Consider the following 14,280-nt stretch of genomic DNA (forward strand, 5'->3'; position numbering starts at 1 on the left):
AAGATCCATGAGTTCAACCCGGAGACGGGTGTGGAGAATCTGATTCCGGACTTCAACGGTGTGCCGGAGTTGTTGGCGCAGGTGTTCGAGTCACGTCCTGAGGTGTTGGCGCACAATGTGGAGACCGTGCCCCGGATCTTCAAACGGATCCGTCCGGCGTTCACATATGAACGGTCGTTGGATGTCATCACCCAGGCCCGTGATTTCGGTTTGGTCACCAAGTCGAACCTGATCTTGGGTATGGGTGAGACTCGTGAAGAGATCTCCCAGGCACTGACCGATTTGCATGCGGCGGGTTGTGATCTGATCACGATCACCCAGTATCTGCGACCCTCGAAGCTGCATCACCCGGTCGACCGGTGGGTCAAGCCCGAAGAGTTCGTCGAACTCGCAGCCGAAGCAGAACAGATCGGCTTCGCCGGAGTCATGTCCGGACCCCTGGTCCGTTCCTCCTACCGCGCCGGCAGCCTCTACAAACAAGCCATCGCCTCAGGACGCGGCACAAAGTCGGCGGTCTGATGGCGCTCAGCGTGTTCGACCTCTACTCGATCGGTATCGGGCCGTCGAGTTCGCACACCGTGGGTCCGATGCGAGCTGCTCGCATGTTCGCCTGCGCCCTGACCGACGACGAAATCGACCGGACGCAACGGGTTGTGGTCGAGCTCTACGGATCCCTGGGCGCGACGGGCCGTGGGCACGGCTCGGAGAAGGCGGTGATGCTGGGACTCGAAGGTGAAGACCCGGCGACGGTCGATATCGCTGCTGGTGAGGCGCGGGTCGACGCGATCCGTACGGACGGTCTGATCCGGATCGCCGGCGTGCGAACCATCCGGTTTGATCCGAAAGAGGATCTGATCCTCCACCACCTCAGATCTCTTCCGCAGCACCCCAATGGGATGACGATCGAGGCCCGGGGCGCGGGGGACGCTCAGATCGTCAAGCGGACCTATTTCTCAGTAGGTGGCGGCTTCGTGGTCGAGGAGACAGTCGGCGACGCACCGCAGCTTGCCGAGGACGACACTCACGTGCCATATCCGTTCAGTACCAGCGCCGAGCTGCTCGGACACTGCGCGGCACAAAGGTTGTCGATCAGCGACGTCATGATGCGAAATGAGCTCGTCTGGCGTACTGAGGACGAAGTTCGCGCGGGTCTGTTGGAGATCTGGGACGTCATGCAGGAGTGCGTCAGAGCCGGCGTCGTCCACGAAGGTGTGCTGCCTGGTGGCTTGAAGGTCCTGCGGCGAGCACCTGCACTGCACCAGACCTTGGTCCGCAAGGAACAGGCGGGCGTCCCGCCCGACACGATCGATTGGCTCAATCTGTTCGCGCTGGCGGTCAATGAGGAGAACGCGGCCGGCGGCAGGATCGTCACTGCGCCGACCAACGGGGCAGCAGGCATCATCCCGTCGGTCCTGCACCACTACACGCGGTTCGTGCCGGGGGCGAGCGATGAGGGCGTCGTCCGATTCATGCTGACCGCGGCCGCGATCGGGATCCTCATCAAGACCAACGCCTCGATCTCGGGCGCCGAAATGGGCTGTCAGGGGGAGGTGGGTTCGGCCTGTTCGATGGCGGCCGCCGGACTGTGTGAGGTGCTGGGCGGCACCCCGGCCCAGGTGGAGAACGCGGCAGAGATGGGTATCGAGCACAACCTGGGACTGACCTGCGATCCGATCGGCGGGCTCGTGCAGATTCCGTGCATCGAGCGCAATGCCATCGCGTCGGTCAAGGCGCTCAATGCCGCGCAACTGTCGCTTCACGGCGACGGAATCCACAAGGTCAGCCTCGATCAGGTCATCGACACGATGCGCGAGACCGGGATGGACATGTCGACCAAGTACAAGGAGACATCGCGTGGGGGACTGGCGGTCAACGTCGTCGAATGCTGACCGTCAGGATCCCAGGTATCGGCCGGCCATCCGTATCGTGCCCGGACCATCAGGCACGGTGCGGGCGGTGCAGGTTCCCGAGGAGGCGTCGCACGTCGTGACTTCGGTGCCGTCTACGCGCATCAGGCGTCCGTCGGGCGTCCAGCCATAGGTTCGGGCGTGACCGGGCAGGGTGATGCGTCGACCCGTGTCGACATTCGTCACGTGGACGACTGGATTGTCGATCACCTCGCCACCGACTCCGCTGTAGACCTCGGTGACACGACCCGAGTCGTCGACACCCATCGTCGTGTTGGTCGTCAGCACGAAGCGACCGTCGGGGGAGAGCTCATTGATGGCCCAGGGGTGCTCCGCAGCAGATTCGTCGGACTCGTCGATCGCCGCGAGATCGGTCGTGGATCGCAATGCGGTCGAGTCGCCCAGCCGGTACGTCACATCGCCAAGCTCGCCGCCGAGGGCCCGTCCGCCACCGGTGGTCGGGAGCTGTCCGACCGGCACATCGGCTGCTCGCTCGCCGGTTCGCCAGTTGACGACTTGCTGGAACTTGTCGACGCCGAGGACCACGAAGTCACCCGTGAGTCCGATCGGGGGGACATCCCATCCGGCCCAGGTGTAGGGCGCATCGAATGGCCGAGTCGCCAACTCGCGTCCGGTGGAGGCCTCGACGACGTGGATGAGGTAGCCGGAGCCCTTCTTGGTCAGGTAGGCGAAGCGATCTGCCTGAGCATCCGTTCCCGGTACGACTTTGCCCGGAAGGTTCAGCGGACGTGCCGAACCGTCGGTTCCGACGTAGACGTAGTCGCGCTTCACGTCGCCGGCCTCGTCGTTCGTCACACCGGCGACCACGCCGTCGGCTGTGTAGTACATGAGTTGGATCGTGACGCCGAGATCGACCGCATAGTCGGGGTCGCTGAACCACAGGGTGTCGCCGCGTGAGAATGCTCCACCAGTGCGGTAGGCGGCCGAGACGAGGTCGACATCGCCGGCCGCGATGCTGGTGCTGACCTCCCATTGCTTCTCAGCGTCGTCCCGGTTCGCTCCGAGGACGATTGCGGTGCCTGCGAGCGCGCCGACTGCTAGCGTCGCGATGGTCCGCCGAGCGACGGAGCGACGGCGGTGCACTCGGCGTCCCCGGCGGATCACATCAGCCAGGTCCAGATCGGGCACTGGTTCGGCGGCGGCCTGGCTGCGGATCTGGTCGATCAACTGATCAGTCATGGAGGCTTCCTTCGGGAACGAGGTGGGCGTGTGAGCGAAGCGCCGCAAGGGCAGCTGAGGTCTGGCTCTTGACGGTGCCGGTGGTGACGTTCAGGAGATCGGCGGTCTCTTGGACTGACAAGTCGTCGAGGAATCGCAGTGCGACGACGGATCGTTGGCCTAGCGGCAGGGTCTGCAGGATGTCGGCCAAGGTGATCTGATCGACCAGTGCGGAGGAGTGGTCGTCTCCGGGCATACCCTCTTCGGTTGCCATGCTGGTGGTGTTCTCGTGTGTCCACGAATGTTTGCGGAACCAGTCACGGGCAACGTTCACCATGATCTGCCGGGTGAAGGCGTGCGCCTTGTCGGTTTCGCGGAGCTTCGGCCAGGCGATGTAGGCCTTCACCAGAGCTGACTGCACGAGATCTTCGGCGAGGTGACGGTCTCCCATGATCATGACCGCCGTGCGGTACAGCTGTGGCCAGACGGTTTTGGCGAACTCGCTGTATTCCGCCTCGCTGGTCTGGCGCACGCTGGCTCCTTGGTCGGTGAAGACGCTGTCACACAATAGACGCGATGGCCGGGCCGTTTGGTTGGCTTGGGATGAGACACGCTCCCCGAATGTCGCAGGATCGGCCCGTTCGATCGGGCCGAATCGATACGATGCGAGCGTGACGAGCGACGCGGATAACGGCGGCAGGCTCACGTTCCGAACCGTGTACGGCGGTCCGGATGTGGCACTCGAATATGCCGAGGAGCTGACCCGGCTCAAGATCGAATTGCGGGAGCTCTCGTTTCCTTACGACTTCGACATGTCCTCCACATCGGCGGAGACGTCTCGTCGACGGACGGCCCGACAGGCCTCTACGCGCCGCGGGTTTCGGTCGCCAAACGGTCGGCGACGGCGCAGATCCGTATCGGCGCGGACGACATCCTGACCGCGTCGGACTGTCGTGGCTTTCTGCGGCGGACGATCCATGAGGCCGTGCGGCAGATGATCGAACGTGTCGCCGCCAAGGACAAGTCCGTCGACGTGGACGTCGAGTCGGGCAAGATCGCGTTCCTCGCGGTCTCATAGGATCTGAACATGTCGGTGTTCCTCGGGCCATCCCTGCCCGATCTCGCGGACGGCGGGCGTGTGGGTGGAGCTCCTCCACTGGAAATCGAGTCACATCCCCTCATGCGGACCCATCGTTACGTGCTGACTTTGCCTGTCGGGTGCGCGCCGTGGAATGACGGTGTCGAGGTGTCTGTGCTGCTTCGCCAGAATTTCGACATCGGCGATGACGATCTCGTGTATCCGGGCATGGCGATGCGCGCACTCGTGCACAAACCCTCGTCTCGCGGCAATCGGAGTGATCTCGGGTGGCCGGGGCTGCGGTCCGTCGGGCTCAGCAGGTTGCCGGATGACGACGGCACGACCCCACTGGTGAGGATCGACGTTGAACCGGTCCTGATCCAGAACGAACCGAGCTACGCCAACGCGGTGCGCGCAGACGGCCATCATTTCCTCTTCCAGGTGGACGAGGAGGGGTGGCCGGTCCACGGTGAATTGGAGGATGTCATCGCCGAGTATCTGTGGGGATATGGCTCGGTCTACTTCTACGGAACCCCTGGACCGGATGGCGTCGTGCGTGACGTCGTTGCCGGATTCATCGACCTGTGAGGAGCCCGGTGAAGTATCCCGAAGCCGCAACGCTGCGCCGTCGCTGGACCGCTGAAACGCTCGCGGCCCTGCAGACACAGGTGGTGGAGCAATCGCGCATCGTCAAAGGGCCGCATCGGTTTGAGAGCGATTGGGCCGACACCGACGAGGGGCGGACCGACTTGCGTGGGCTCGCCGTGGGACGAGAGGGCATACAGTTCCGGTTCCTCAGCCTCTCCCGGGTCGATTTTCAGCACGCGAAAGGACGGCTGTCGTTCTTCGAGTGCGAGCTCGTGGACTGCAGATTCGATGCGGTCTCCCTCTCGGCGCAACCGCACTTCGATCGCGGCTTCGAGCGGTGCAGCTTCCGCGATGCGTCGGTTCGGGGGCTGGCGCTCGGCAGACACCTCGTGGATTGCGACTTCACGGGTGCCGATGCCCGGAAGCTGCGTTCCCTGCCGAACACGCGATTCGAACGGTGCGTTTTCGACAGCGTGGATCTCTCCGGTGCCGAGTTCGCCGATACGACGTTTGTCGACTGCAGCTTCGTCGACGCCGAGTTCTCCGCCACCAGCAGCTTGACCCGTTGCACGCTCATCGGCACCACCATCGACCCTGGCCCCGCACGACTCACCGGAGTGACCATCGACGGGCAAGCGGTTTCGGACCAATGGACTGGCGAGACAGAGGCATCGGCGGCGTTCGACAGTTACGCGAAGCGCTATGCCGCGGCAAGCGACGCCGACGACTGGCCGCTCGAGCCCGACTCATGACGACCGGGGTCGAAGTAGTGACCTACGACGGTCTTCCTGCGGCCGCCGGGGGAGCGCATTCGCTGCGGACGAAGAAACCCGACGTGGCTTGGGCCAAGGTCCACGAGTTCGTCACCGCGTGTGCGCGTCCGATGTCCACGCCGAGATTGACGTTCGAAGTGTGGTCTGGCGGGCCGGCGGATGTCACCGAACGACTGACGGCTTACGCATCTGAGCACCTGGGCGGCGCCCGCAGTCGTGCGGAGAAGCACACCGAGTGGGGAGTGAGGGCAGATGCGGTCGACGCCACCCTCGCAGTCCTTGCCGACGCCGGTCCTGATGCCGTGACGCAATATGGGCAGCCGATCGCGTCGCTGGTGTGGAGTGCCGAGGTGCTGCTCATCGACCCGGCTACCGACGCCCCCTACCAGGGAATCGGTCCTGACGACTTCGGGAGATTCGCAGTGGACGGATATGGGCGTCGACTCGGCCTATCAGGGGTGCGCGCCATGATCGGAACGACAGCGTCATCCCTATCGCTGTGGATCAATCTGCCCGGCGATGACCGCTTGTCGGCCGCAGCGTCGCATCTCCAGGATCATTTGCCGTTCCGGCTGTCTGCCAGGCATTGGCGCCGGTGGGTTCTCGCGCGCGATGGCAGCTCATATCGGGCGAAGAAGATCCCGTCCCCGCTCGCGGGATGACCGGGTCGAGAGGCTGGTCAGAGTCGCACCGCAGGCAGCGACTCGAAGTCGCGTAGGTCTGGTCCGAAGAGTGCCATGGCGCGGTCACGGATGCGTGGCAGCGCCTCGTCGAGATTCGCGCCGAGCAGATGCAGCGAGTTCAGAGATCGTGATTCCCAGACCGCGAACTCGCCGTCTGCATGGCGCGCGGCGGTGTCCCAGAGCAAGGCGTCACCGTTCTCGCTCCAGCCGAAGACTTCCAGTGACTTCGCGAGGGGCCAGGTGCCGTCGGGTTCGATCATCCAGTCGAAGTCTTCGACTTGACCGTCCTCGTATGCGGTGCGGAACCGGGATGTGAGGTGAGCTGACCGCCCCTGCCACCCGTCTGCGTATCCCGGTAGAACAGGGGGATAGATGAGCCAGAGCCCGAACGACCGTCCCCAACCTGCGCGTTGGACAAACGCTCGATAGGACGCCGGGAACCCTCCGCCGTCGGCGAAACGGAAGCTGTCAAGCGTCACGAGGTCGATGTGTTCGTCGGACATGCGACCGAGGTTAGCGACAGCGAGATCAGGCTGGCTCGCGGCGTGAGCAAGGTCAGCTGACCGGCGATGCTGCCGGCTCGATGCGGTGGCGTCGGGTGAAGATGACGATGCCGGTCACGACGTAAGCAAGGATCGCGGCGAAAGAACCGAGATAGGGCGACTGGTCCACCAGGATCACAGTCCCGGTGAGTAGCGAGAAGTCGAACAATCCGTGGATGACGGAGTTCAGGGCGTTGGATCCTGTGCGTCGGCGGATGAGGTAGAAGAAGTAGCCCGCGAAGCTGACGATGACAGCTTGAGGGATCGCGCTGACGCCGCTGCTGATCGCATTGGAAAGGTGCACGAGCCCGAACACGACGCTCGACCAGAGCGCGACTTTGCCCTCGGAGAGCCCATGTTCGCGCAAAGTCGTGACTCCCAGACCGCGGAACATTCCCTCCTCACCCCAGCCGACGAGTTGGGTGGCGATGAACAGCAAGACGATGAAGCTGCCTGTTTTGTCCGAGAGCGCGCCGTAGTCGGTCGCCACGAGGATGCACACCACGAAGATCACGGGAACGATCAAGACCCACTTCTGAACCGGACGGTCGTCACGCATGACCGGTCTCAACCGTCCGAGGACCGCCACGGTCGTGTAGACGAAGATCAGCGCCGCCGACAGAGGCACGATCAGCACCCAGATCACAACCCCATTGGTGGCGATTGCGTCACCCTCGACATCGGCGACCCTCTTGCCGATCAGGCCGCCGACTTGGATGATCGCGAGGTAGACGATCACGATCGCCGCGAACCACCAGTAGGGGATCGGGCGATGTGTCGTCGTGTCGGTCCGTCCGCTCATGCTCGCGTCCCCTCAGTAGCGATCGCAATCGAGGAGTAAGCATGGCACGCCAGGGCACCTCGGCAATATTTGTCTGCGGTGGTCTAAGTGTGGGATCCCACGTTGATCACCCGACCAGCCGAATCGCGGTAGAAGAATCTGGTCACGCCCCACGGCTCGTCCGTCAGCGGATGGACGATGTCGACACCGGCTGCCAGCGCCCGGTCATGTGCGGCGCGTACGTCGTCGACGAAGACCGACACGTCTGGATTGACGGGGGCACTGGCATCCGTACTCATCAGACTCAGCTGATGGCCGTGATCATCGGCGAGCGTAACGATCCAGCCGTGGTCCATGACTACTTCCAACTCGAGGATCTCGCTGTGTTGTCGCGCGGCCTCGTGGATATCCGCGACGGCGAGGTTAGGCACGATGCGTTGGATGCTCATAGGGGTAGCCAACGCAGCCGATGACGTCGAGTCAAGCGGACGGCGACGGCCGCACTGCCACAATGAGACCTGCGGCAGCGGTCCGCCATGACTTCCAGGAACGAGCGGACTTCCTTGCTGAACACTCTGCACCCCGACGTTGCTCTGGCCCTGCAGCACCGTGTCAATCACGGCGCAGTGCTCGGTGCGATTCGCCCGGACATCGAGAACGCCGAGTACGGCGGTGTCGTGGTCGTCCTCGACGGGATCCCCGTGCGCGCTCGTGTGGGAAAGGCCACGCCTACCAAAGTGGGTCATTTCGTGACGGTGTGGCGGCGGAACGAGGACGGTGTGCCGGAGCCGTTTCGGGACGACGATGGCGTCAGCGGACTGCTTGTCGTGGTTCGCGGGAACGGGCAAGTCGGTGCGTTCTCATGTCCTACTGCGGTTCTGCGTGAGAGAGGCATCGTGTCAGGGCGCGGATCGGCGGGGAAGCGGGGTTTTCGTCTCTATGCGCCGTGGATTCAGGTATCGAGTGCGCAGGCTCGCCGTACGCAGGAGTGGCAGACCCAGTATTTCCAGATGTTGTGAGCCGGACGGCCGAACCATGCGTACGCTGCGCAGATGAGCACAGCGCAGACAGCAGCCAGGATCGTTCTCGGCTCCGTGATGGTCGGTGCGGGGATACTGCATCTGACGACCCAGCGTGAGGAGTTCCAGGCGCAGGTGCCTGAGTGGTTCCCGATCGACACGGACGTCACGGTGCTCGCGTCCGGCGGGGTCGAGATCGCTCTCGGAGCGGCGTTCGTCGCGGCGCCTCGGCACCGCAGGCTGATCGGGGGGCTGTTGGCAGCCTTCTTCGTGGCGATCTTTCCCGGCAACATCGCTCAGTACGTCGAGGGCACCGACGCCTTTGGCCTGGACACCGACTCCAAACGATTCGTCCGGCTGTTCTTCCAGCCGCTGCTGGTGTTGTGGGCCCTGTTCGGCGGCGGTTGGCTGCGGCGCCGGGATAAGTTCGAAAGCGAGTCGCAGTCCCGGATCGATCGATAGGATTCGGGCATGTCTCCTTTCGCGCGAGTGGTCAGTGTTGTTGGGGGCACGGCGGCTGTGATCGTTGCAGGCACGGCCGGCTCGGCTTTCGCCGCGCAATCTCTCCAGGAATGCATGGATCAGGCCGAGAACCATGGTGGCGAACCGCCAGTGTGCACCGAGGTTGATGGCGGATGGGTCGCGAGTTGGCCGGATGAGGTGTCCGAATTCGACGGTGGGACCGAGGCCTTCGTCATCTTGTTCGTGCTCGCGATAGTGGCCAGCATTGCGATCTTGCTGTGGAAGGTCGGGACCGCCCGTCGGTTGGCGACCCAGTCAGGCATGGACCCGTCACTCGCGACGCAGATGACGCTGCTGACTGACAACGGGTTGGAGAGCACTTATCTCGCCGCCAGTCTTCGCGAGCCGCTGGCAGCATCGAAGTCCCCAGCGGCAGAGCAAACAACCGCAGCCAAGCGTCTGGGGGAGCTGAAGGTGTTGCTCGACGACGGACTGATCACGCAGGCGGAGTACGACGAGCAGCGGCGTAGCATCATCGACGCGATCTGATGGTGCTGTTAGTTGCTGTAGCGGCACGACGCAAACCCGAACAGGGAACGTCCTGGTGCTGAGGCAAAATCTGGATTTGTTCTCGATTCAGCCGGTTGAAGTGATCCTGAACGGCGAAAGCTACTGGTTGGCGTACCTGATCAACAATGGCGACGGGACTGATCAAGTTCTTTTGGACGCCGATGGCTGTGTCGTCACCGGCCGAGACATGCTCGGCCTAGAGATCGAACTGAGAAGCCGTGGCCTAGCGGTGTCTCCCGAGAGTCGCGAAACTGTAGTGACGATTCTCTTGGACGGTCTTATACCTATTCCAAGAGAGCAACTGTCCCCAGAGATCGCCAGGGTGCTCTGGGATGGCTGGAGCTTCATAGATGACGTGTGTCTGACGATTGGTCGCCCGCTGGGCTTTCAAGGGCAGATCGCACGCCGGACCTTGGACAAGCTCTTCTGGGGAATAAATCTTCAAGAGGTCATACCGCCCGGGGTCACATATACGCCCGTGGTATCGGCAAAGGAACAGGCCAAGTGGCAGCAGATCATCATGGCAGGGCGCGGACGGCTTGAGTCCGCATTGAGGTCGTCACGGGAATAGTCCTACATCGATTGTGGACAACTCCGCGCACCACCAAACTCGACGACGGCCTACTGAGGCGCCCCTGACCTCGCTCGGCAGGAGAACTCTGCCCATTTAAGTCTTCGCAAGTCGGTCACAGCAAGTCGCTGAGACGGTCCTTGATTGATTCCTCTACGGCCCCGGTGACTGCGATCTCGATCTGCTTCTCGAGGTCGTCCTGGTTGTCCAGATTGGCGAGCAGGTCCGGCAGGTCGAGGTCGTTGATCGCCCGGGTGAGGACATCGTCGGTCTTCAGCACCTTGTTGATCGCCGAATCAGGGATGGCACGGATTGCCTTCTCGAGCAGACCGTTGAGGTTCGCCGATTCGAGCGCCTCATCGACCAGCTCTGAGGCCCGAGGCAATGTCCCGTCGGCCTTCATCTTGCCGACAGCCGACAGTAAGCCGGCGCGCAGAGCGTCGACTTCGGTGTCGTCGCGCGCACCGGACTGCGCGATCTCCAACGTCAGCGCTTCGCGGCTGACCCCCAGGCTGCAGGCGGCGCCGTCGATTCCGAGCAGCACGAGACGTTCGGCGAGACCGTTGATGCCGTCAGCTCGTGACGTGACAGCTCGCTCGGCGCATGCGTCGGCGGATCGTAAGGGCTCGTACTTCCCACCGCCGTTGGCGAGTTGCACCCCGATCACGCCGATAACGAGGATCAGCGCGGCGACCGGAAGACCGACCCAGCGTGGCGCGTTCACAGTGTCTCCCGTCTGCGGGGCCAGACCACGGTGAAGAGGGCCAAGAGGGCAAGGCCTGCTCCGATGAGGAAGGAGTCGCGGAATGCCCAGGTCGCGGCGCGTTCCAGTTGCCCGTTCAGCTCGTGTTCGAGTTGCTTGGCGGCGTCGCGCTCTTCGGGATCCAGGTCGAGCGAAGCGAAGGCCGGACGCAGATTGGGTACCTGCCCCTGTTGATTCGACAACTCCTTACCGAGGGCTTGGGCCACCGCGATCTTGTCTTGAGGCGCCAAGGGAGCATCGAGTACCAAAGACGTGATGGCTTGCTGAGCCGGCTCTTGAGCGTCTCTGAGATCAGCGGTGAACACCGGTGTGAGGATCGCCAGACCGACAACGACGCCCACGTGGCGTGCGCCGATCGTCCACCCTGCGTGGTGAGCTCGTGGCAGCCGCATCTGCATGGCCTGGGAGGTGAGCTGGTCGACTGTCAGCCCGAGGCCGAGGCCCACCAGCGCTTGGGGTGCGATGCTCCAAGCCAGATTGGCCGAGGGCGGGATGGCGAGGCCGAGTAGTCCACCGGCCACGAGGAAGCAACCGACCGCGACTTCGATCTGGGCAGGCGGGCGGAACAGGCGCGCGAGCGGACGTGCGGCCAAGGCCGCGATCGGCACGACCGACACGGTGATGGCTGCGGCTGCAGGCGAGCGGCCCCAGCCCTCCACGAGAAGCAGCACCAACAGGAACAGTGCCGCAGTGAGGGCGGCCGACATCAGTGCGAGGGTCAGATTGGGGCGGATGGCCGGACGGTGGCGATCTGTCTCAGGCATCGGAGCTGCACGCACGGCAAGAGCCGCCGGGACTGCCAGAGCGGCGAATGGCACCTGCACCACGAAAATGGCCTGCCACGAGATGGCCTGAGTGAGCAGCCCGCCCGCGACGGGTCCGGCTGCAGTGCCGATCACACCGGCCGTGACCCAGGTCGCGACGCCGCGACGATCGCCGTACTCCGCGACCAACTGCTCGAGGCAACCGACCAGAGCCAAAGCTCCGCCGATCGCCTGAACGCATCGGGCGATGATCAGTATCTCGATCGAGTCCGCCATGGCGCACCAGGCCGAGGCGCCCGCGAACACCGCGATACCGGTAGCGCTGAAGATGTGCGGCTGTGCCCGCGAATAGAGCGCAGCTGCGGGAACTGCTGCCAGACCCAGCACGAGGTTGTAGGCGATCAGCACCCACGCGACCTGCCCCACGGATGCGTCGAGGTTCACCAGGATGTCGGGCAGGGCGAGGGTCACGACCGCGGAATCCGCGAGCACCATCGCCACGGTCACAGCGAGCAGGGGAGCTACGGCACGACGCACCCGGTCATCATCGCACCTGGAGCGAGAGGTCGACCGACTCGGCAAGATAAGGCGCGGCAGCATGGCTGCTCCTCGACACATGAGCCGTAGTCTGGGCGCATGCGTTGGTGGTCCGATCAGATCCTTCCCCGATTCGTGGACCGTGCGTTGTCCACGGGATCAGTCATGAAGGCGCGGCAACGTGTATGCGCGCAGTTGAGCGGCCGAGTGCTGGAGATCGGTTTCGGGTCTGGGCTCAATATCGAGAAGTACCCCGACAGCGTCGAGTCGGTTTCGGCCGTCGAACCGTCCGACGAAGCCTGGCGTATGTCGCAGGAACGGCGGGCTGTGTCGAGCGTGCCGGTCATCCGTTCCGGCCTGGACGGTCAGCGGCTCGAGGAGCCGGACGAGTCATTCGACAACGTGCTGCTGACGTTCACGATGTGCACGATCCCCAAGATCGACCTGGCATTGCGCGAGGCTCATCGGGTACTCCGCCCTGGCGGTTCGCTGGTGTTCCTGGAACACGGGCTGGCCCCAGACGACGGTGTCGCACGCTGGCAACGTCGGCTCGAACCGCTGCAGAAGACGCTCGGCGGCGGATGCCACCTCACCCGGGACGTCCCCGCACTGCTCGTCGCTGCGGGATTCGAGGTGGCGGAGCTCGACCAGCGCTACATGCCAGGACCCAAGCTCAGCCGGCCGTGGATCTTCGTGTCTTCGGGTCGCGCCATCCGCCCCTGACCTCGCTTGATCGGTTTCGCGACGTGAGACCCCGCACGACGGGCAGACTAGGGTGCCATGAGGCGGATCCTGATCGCGATACCGGTGGTGCTGCTGCTCCTGGTCGGCAGTGCGTACATCGCCACAACCATCATGAAGGTCCCGCCGCCGCACACCTTGCTGAAGATTTCGAGCTCGGCGCCGTCGAAGTGGGGCGAGTACTTTCCTTCCCGCACGATCGAGGCAGGTCAGTCACGCAGACTGGTGACCGCTCCGGAGCCGCTGCCTGAGAAGGTGCCGTGGAAGGGCTCGCAGATCTCGTTCGACGAGTTCCTGAAGAAGACGCACACGAATTCATTCGTGGTGTTGCAGGACGGCAAGCTCGCCAGCGAGTGGTACCGCGACGGCTTCGACAGTTCGACCCGGCAGTCATCGTTCTCGATGGCCAAATCGCTGGTCTCGTTGCTGGTCGGGCAGGCCATCGATCGCGGCGAGCTGTCGGAGAATGATCGGCTGGTAGATCTGCTGCCTGATTTCGTGACCGGCGAGGACTTCGACAAGATCACGGTGAGACATCTTCTCGACATGACCGCAGGCATCGACGTTTCAGAGGTCTACAACGAGTATTGGCCGTTCACCGGCACCTCGCGGATGTTCCTGACCCGTGATCTGCCCGGATTCGTCAAAGATCACCGGACGGTCGACTATGAACCCGGTACCAAGGCCGATTATCGCAGCGTCGACACCGAAGTGCTGGGCCTCATCCTTGCGAAGGTCACAGGCAAGGATCTGTCGCAACTGCTGTCTGAAGGCATCTGGAAACCCATGGGCGCCGAGCGGTCGGCCACGTGGAGTCTCGACCACGACGGCGGGCATGAGAAGGCCTTTGCTGCCGTCAATGCCACGGCCCGCGACTACGCCAGGGTGGGGCAATTGGTTCTGGACGCCGGACGCGTCGGTGATCAACAAGTGCTGCCGGTGGCGTGGGTCGACCGCATCGCGACGCCTGCGCCGCTGACGATCGACGACTGGGGTTACTCCGCCCAGTGGTGGCATCCGTCGGGTGGAGTCGGTGTCGACTTCTCCGCCATCGGCATCTACGGCCAATACACGTACGTCAATCCGGACACGAAGACCGTCATCGTCAAGCTCAGCGACCACGGCACCGAGCAGGACGAGCAGGAGACGTTCGAGGTGTTCCGGGCGATGGTGGCTGACCGACAAAACGGATAGGCACCCCGAGTTGGTGTGAAGGTGCCAGGTGTTCGTGTCAGGTTGGCATCTCGTTGGTCGATGGTTCTTCTGGTTTCGAGACGGTTCGAGCGAGCTCCGGGTTTGTTCCCGGAGCTCGCCCAATGACC

General features: G+C 63.6%; 18 protein-coding genes. 11 read left to right on the forward strand and 7 right to left on the reverse strand.

Going from position 1 to position 14,280, the window contains the following annotated elements:
• Together ACXJKC_RS18405 and ACXJKC_RS18410 are read left to right on the forward strand one after the other, a co-directional pair.
• A partial coding sequence (locus ACXJKC_RS18405; RefSeq protein ID WP_456698199.1) for a lipoyl synthase occupies nucleotides 1-519 on the forward strand: 519 nt, incomplete at its 5' end.
• Complete coding sequence (locus ACXJKC_RS18410; protein ID WP_456698200.1) at nucleotides 519-1,889, forward strand: L-serine ammonia-lyase; 1,371 nt, start codon at nucleotides 519-521, stop codon at nucleotides 1,887-1,889. The genes ACXJKC_RS18405 and ACXJKC_RS18410, both read left to right, overlap by 1 nt.
• A gap of 3 nt (nucleotides 1,890-1,892) precedes the next feature.
• Here the strand turns inward: ACXJKC_RS18410 and ACXJKC_RS18415 are convergent, their stop codons facing one another.
• Together ACXJKC_RS18415 and ACXJKC_RS18420 are read right to left on the reverse strand one after the other, a co-directional pair.
• Nucleotides 1,893-3,107: a hypothetical protein gene (locus tag ACXJKC_RS18415; protein ID WP_456698201.1), complete on the reverse strand. Its 1,215-nt coding sequence runs from the start codon at nucleotides 3,105-3,107 to the stop codon at nucleotides 1,893-1,895.
• A complete protein-coding gene (locus ACXJKC_RS18420) occupies nucleotides 3,100-3,618 on the reverse strand; it encodes a SigE family RNA polymerase sigma factor (protein ID WP_456698202.1) in 519 nt (172 codons plus the stop codon). The genes ACXJKC_RS18415 and ACXJKC_RS18420 overlap by 8 nt, the downstream gene beginning before the upstream one ends.
• Before the next feature lie 648 nt (nucleotides 3,619-4,266).
• Between ACXJKC_RS18420 and ACXJKC_RS18425 the strand changes: the two genes are divergently transcribed.
• Genes ACXJKC_RS18425 through ACXJKC_RS18435 form a run of 3 tightly spaced genes read left to right on the forward strand, consistent with a single transcriptional unit; the run spans nucleotide 4,267 to nucleotide 6,187 of the window.
• A complete protein-coding gene (locus ACXJKC_RS18425; RefSeq protein ID WP_456698203.1) occupies nucleotides 4,267-4,752 on the forward strand; it encodes a hypothetical protein in 486 nt (161 codons plus the stop codon).
• Nucleotides 4,753-4,760: 8 nt separating this feature from the next.
• Nucleotides 4,761-5,504: a pentapeptide repeat-containing protein gene (locus ACXJKC_RS18430; protein ID WP_456698204.1), complete on the forward strand. Its 744-nt coding sequence runs from the start codon at nucleotides 4,761-4,763 to the stop codon at nucleotides 5,502-5,504.
• Nucleotides 5,501-6,187 carry a hypothetical protein gene (locus ACXJKC_RS18435; RefSeq protein WP_456698205.1) on the forward strand — a complete coding sequence of 229 codons (687 nt, stop codon included), beginning with the start codon at nucleotides 5,501-5,503 and terminating at the stop codon, nucleotides 6,185-6,187. The genes ACXJKC_RS18430 and ACXJKC_RS18435 overlap by 4 nt, the downstream gene beginning before the upstream one ends.
• Nucleotides 6,188-6,204: 17 nt before the next feature.
• On the opposite strand, the gene ACXJKC_RS18440 is transcribed toward ACXJKC_RS18435, so the two are convergent.
• The 3 genes from ACXJKC_RS18440 to ACXJKC_RS18450 all read right to left on the reverse strand — a co-directional run bounded on the left by ACXJKC_RS18440 (nucleotide 6,205) and on the right by ACXJKC_RS18450 (nucleotide 7,980).
• The gene (locus ACXJKC_RS18440) at nucleotides 6,205-6,711 is read right to left on the reverse strand and encodes a hypothetical protein (RefSeq protein WP_456698206.1); all 507 of its coding nucleotides are present in this window, start codon (nucleotides 6,709-6,711) and stop codon (nucleotides 6,205-6,207) included.
• A 52-nt stretch (nucleotides 6,712-6,763) separates the two neighbouring features.
• On the reverse strand, nucleotides 6,764-7,552 hold the full coding sequence (locus ACXJKC_RS18445) for a CPBP family intramembrane glutamic endopeptidase (RefSeq protein WP_456698207.1): 789 nt from the start codon (nucleotides 7,550-7,552) through the stop codon (nucleotides 6,764-6,766).
• Nucleotides 7,553-7,635: 83 nt separating this feature from the next.
• Entirely contained in the window at nucleotides 7,636-7,980 is a 345-nt protein-coding gene (locus tag ACXJKC_RS18450; RefSeq protein ID WP_456698208.1) for a VOC family protein, read from the reverse strand.
• 114 nt (nucleotides 7,981-8,094) lie between these two features.
• Between ACXJKC_RS18450 and ACXJKC_RS18455 the strand changes: the two genes are divergently transcribed.
• The 4 genes from ACXJKC_RS18455 (at nucleotide 8,095) to ACXJKC_RS18470 (ending at nucleotide 10,153) form a co-directional block, all read left to right on the forward strand.
• Nucleotides 8,095-8,550, forward strand: coding sequence for a MepB family protein (locus ACXJKC_RS18455; protein ID WP_456698209.1), 456 nt, complete (start codon nucleotides 8,095-8,097; stop codon nucleotides 8,548-8,550).
• Between the two features lie 33 nt (nucleotides 8,551-8,583).
• Nucleotides 8,584-9,012 (forward strand): DoxX family protein, encoded by a 429-nt coding sequence (locus tag ACXJKC_RS18460; RefSeq protein WP_456698210.1) that lies wholly within the window; start codon nucleotides 8,584-8,586, stop codon nucleotides 9,010-9,012.
• Between the two features lie 9 nt (nucleotides 9,013-9,021).
• Entirely contained in the window at nucleotides 9,022-9,561 is a 540-nt protein-coding gene (locus ACXJKC_RS18465; protein WP_456698211.1) for an SHOCT domain-containing protein, read from the forward strand.
• 76 nt (nucleotides 9,562-9,637) lie between these two features.
• Nucleotides 9,638-10,153 carry a hypothetical protein gene (locus ACXJKC_RS18470; protein ID WP_456698212.1) on the forward strand — a complete coding sequence of 172 codons (516 nt, stop codon included), beginning with the start codon at nucleotides 9,638-9,640 and terminating at the stop codon, nucleotides 10,151-10,153.
• A 115-nt stretch (nucleotides 10,154-10,268) separates the two neighbouring features.
• Here ACXJKC_RS18470 and ACXJKC_RS18475 read toward each other — a convergent pair whose 3' ends face one another.
• Both ACXJKC_RS18475 and ACXJKC_RS18480 read right to left on the reverse strand, forming a co-directional pair.
• Complete coding sequence (locus ACXJKC_RS18475; protein WP_456698213.1) at nucleotides 10,269-10,877, reverse strand: hypothetical protein; 609 nt, start codon at nucleotides 10,875-10,877, stop codon at nucleotides 10,269-10,271.
• Nucleotides 10,874-12,280, reverse strand: coding sequence for an MFS transporter (locus ACXJKC_RS18480; RefSeq protein WP_456698214.1), 1,407 nt, complete (start codon nucleotides 12,278-12,280; stop codon nucleotides 10,874-10,876). Before ACXJKC_RS18480 ends, ACXJKC_RS18475 begins: the two co-directional genes overlap by 4 nt.
• 36 nt (nucleotides 12,281-12,316) lie before the next feature.
• On the opposite strand from ACXJKC_RS18480, the gene ACXJKC_RS18485 reads away from it, so the two are divergent.
• Both ACXJKC_RS18485 and ACXJKC_RS18490 read left to right on the forward strand, forming a co-directional pair.
• Nucleotides 12,317-12,940: a class I SAM-dependent methyltransferase gene (locus ACXJKC_RS18485; RefSeq protein ID WP_456698215.1), complete on the forward strand. Its 624-nt coding sequence runs from the start codon at nucleotides 12,317-12,319 to the stop codon at nucleotides 12,938-12,940.
• A gap of 57 nt (nucleotides 12,941-12,997) precedes the next feature.
• Entirely contained in the window at nucleotides 12,998-14,152 is a 1,155-nt protein-coding gene (locus ACXJKC_RS18490; RefSeq protein WP_456698216.1) for a serine hydrolase domain-containing protein, read from the forward strand.
• Nucleotides 14,153-14,280: the final 128 nt, after the last annotated feature.

The organism is Aeromicrobium sp. P5_D10 (assembly GCF_054049535.1).

What these genes read in the sequence shown, in the direction of transcription:
- ACXJKC_RS18480 (WP_456698214.1), bottom strand. Translation starts at nt 12,280, where the DNA reads ATGCTGCCGCGCCTTATCTTGCCGAGTCGGTCGACCTCTCGCTCCAGG.
- ACXJKC_RS18460 (WP_456698210.1), top strand. Translation starts at nt 8,584, where the DNA reads ATGAGCACAGCGCAGACAGCAGCCAGGATCGTTCTCGGCTCCGTGATG.
- ACXJKC_RS18450 (WP_456698208.1), bottom strand. Translation starts at nt 7,980, where the DNA reads ATGAGCATCCAACGCATCGTGCCTAACCTCGCCGTCGCGGATATCCAC.
- ACXJKC_RS18415 (WP_456698201.1), bottom strand. Translation starts at nt 3,107, where the DNA reads ATGACTGATCAGTTGATCGACCAGATCCGCAGCCAGGCCGCCGCCGAA.
- ACXJKC_RS18445 (WP_456698207.1), bottom strand. Translation starts at nt 7,552, where the DNA reads ATGAGCGGACGGACCGACACGACGACACATCGCCCGATCCCCTACTGG.
- ACXJKC_RS18485 (WP_456698215.1), top strand. Translation starts at nt 12,317, where the DNA reads ATGCGTTGGTGGTCCGATCAGATCCTTCCCCGATTCGTGGACCGTGCG.
- ACXJKC_RS18440 (WP_456698206.1), bottom strand. Translation starts at nt 6,711, where the DNA reads ATGTCCGACGAACACATCGACCTCGTGACGCTTGACAGCTTCCGTTTC.
- ACXJKC_RS18465 (WP_456698211.1), top strand. Translation starts at nt 9,022, where the DNA reads ATGTCTCCTTTCGCGCGAGTGGTCAGTGTTGTTGGGGGCACGGCGGCT.
- ACXJKC_RS18410 (WP_456698200.1), top strand. Translation starts at nt 519, where the DNA reads ATGGCGCTCAGCGTGTTCGACCTCTACTCGATCGGTATCGGGCCGTCG.
- ACXJKC_RS18435 (WP_456698205.1), top strand. Translation starts at nt 5,501, where the DNA reads ATGACGACCGGGGTCGAAGTAGTGACCTACGACGGTCTTCCTGCGGCC.
- ACXJKC_RS18490 (WP_456698216.1), top strand. Translation starts at nt 12,998, where the DNA reads ATGAGGCGGATCCTGATCGCGATACCGGTGGTGCTGCTGCTCCTGGTC.
- ACXJKC_RS18425 (WP_456698203.1), top strand. Translation starts at nt 4,267, where the DNA reads ATGCGGACCCATCGTTACGTGCTGACTTTGCCTGTCGGGTGCGCGCCG.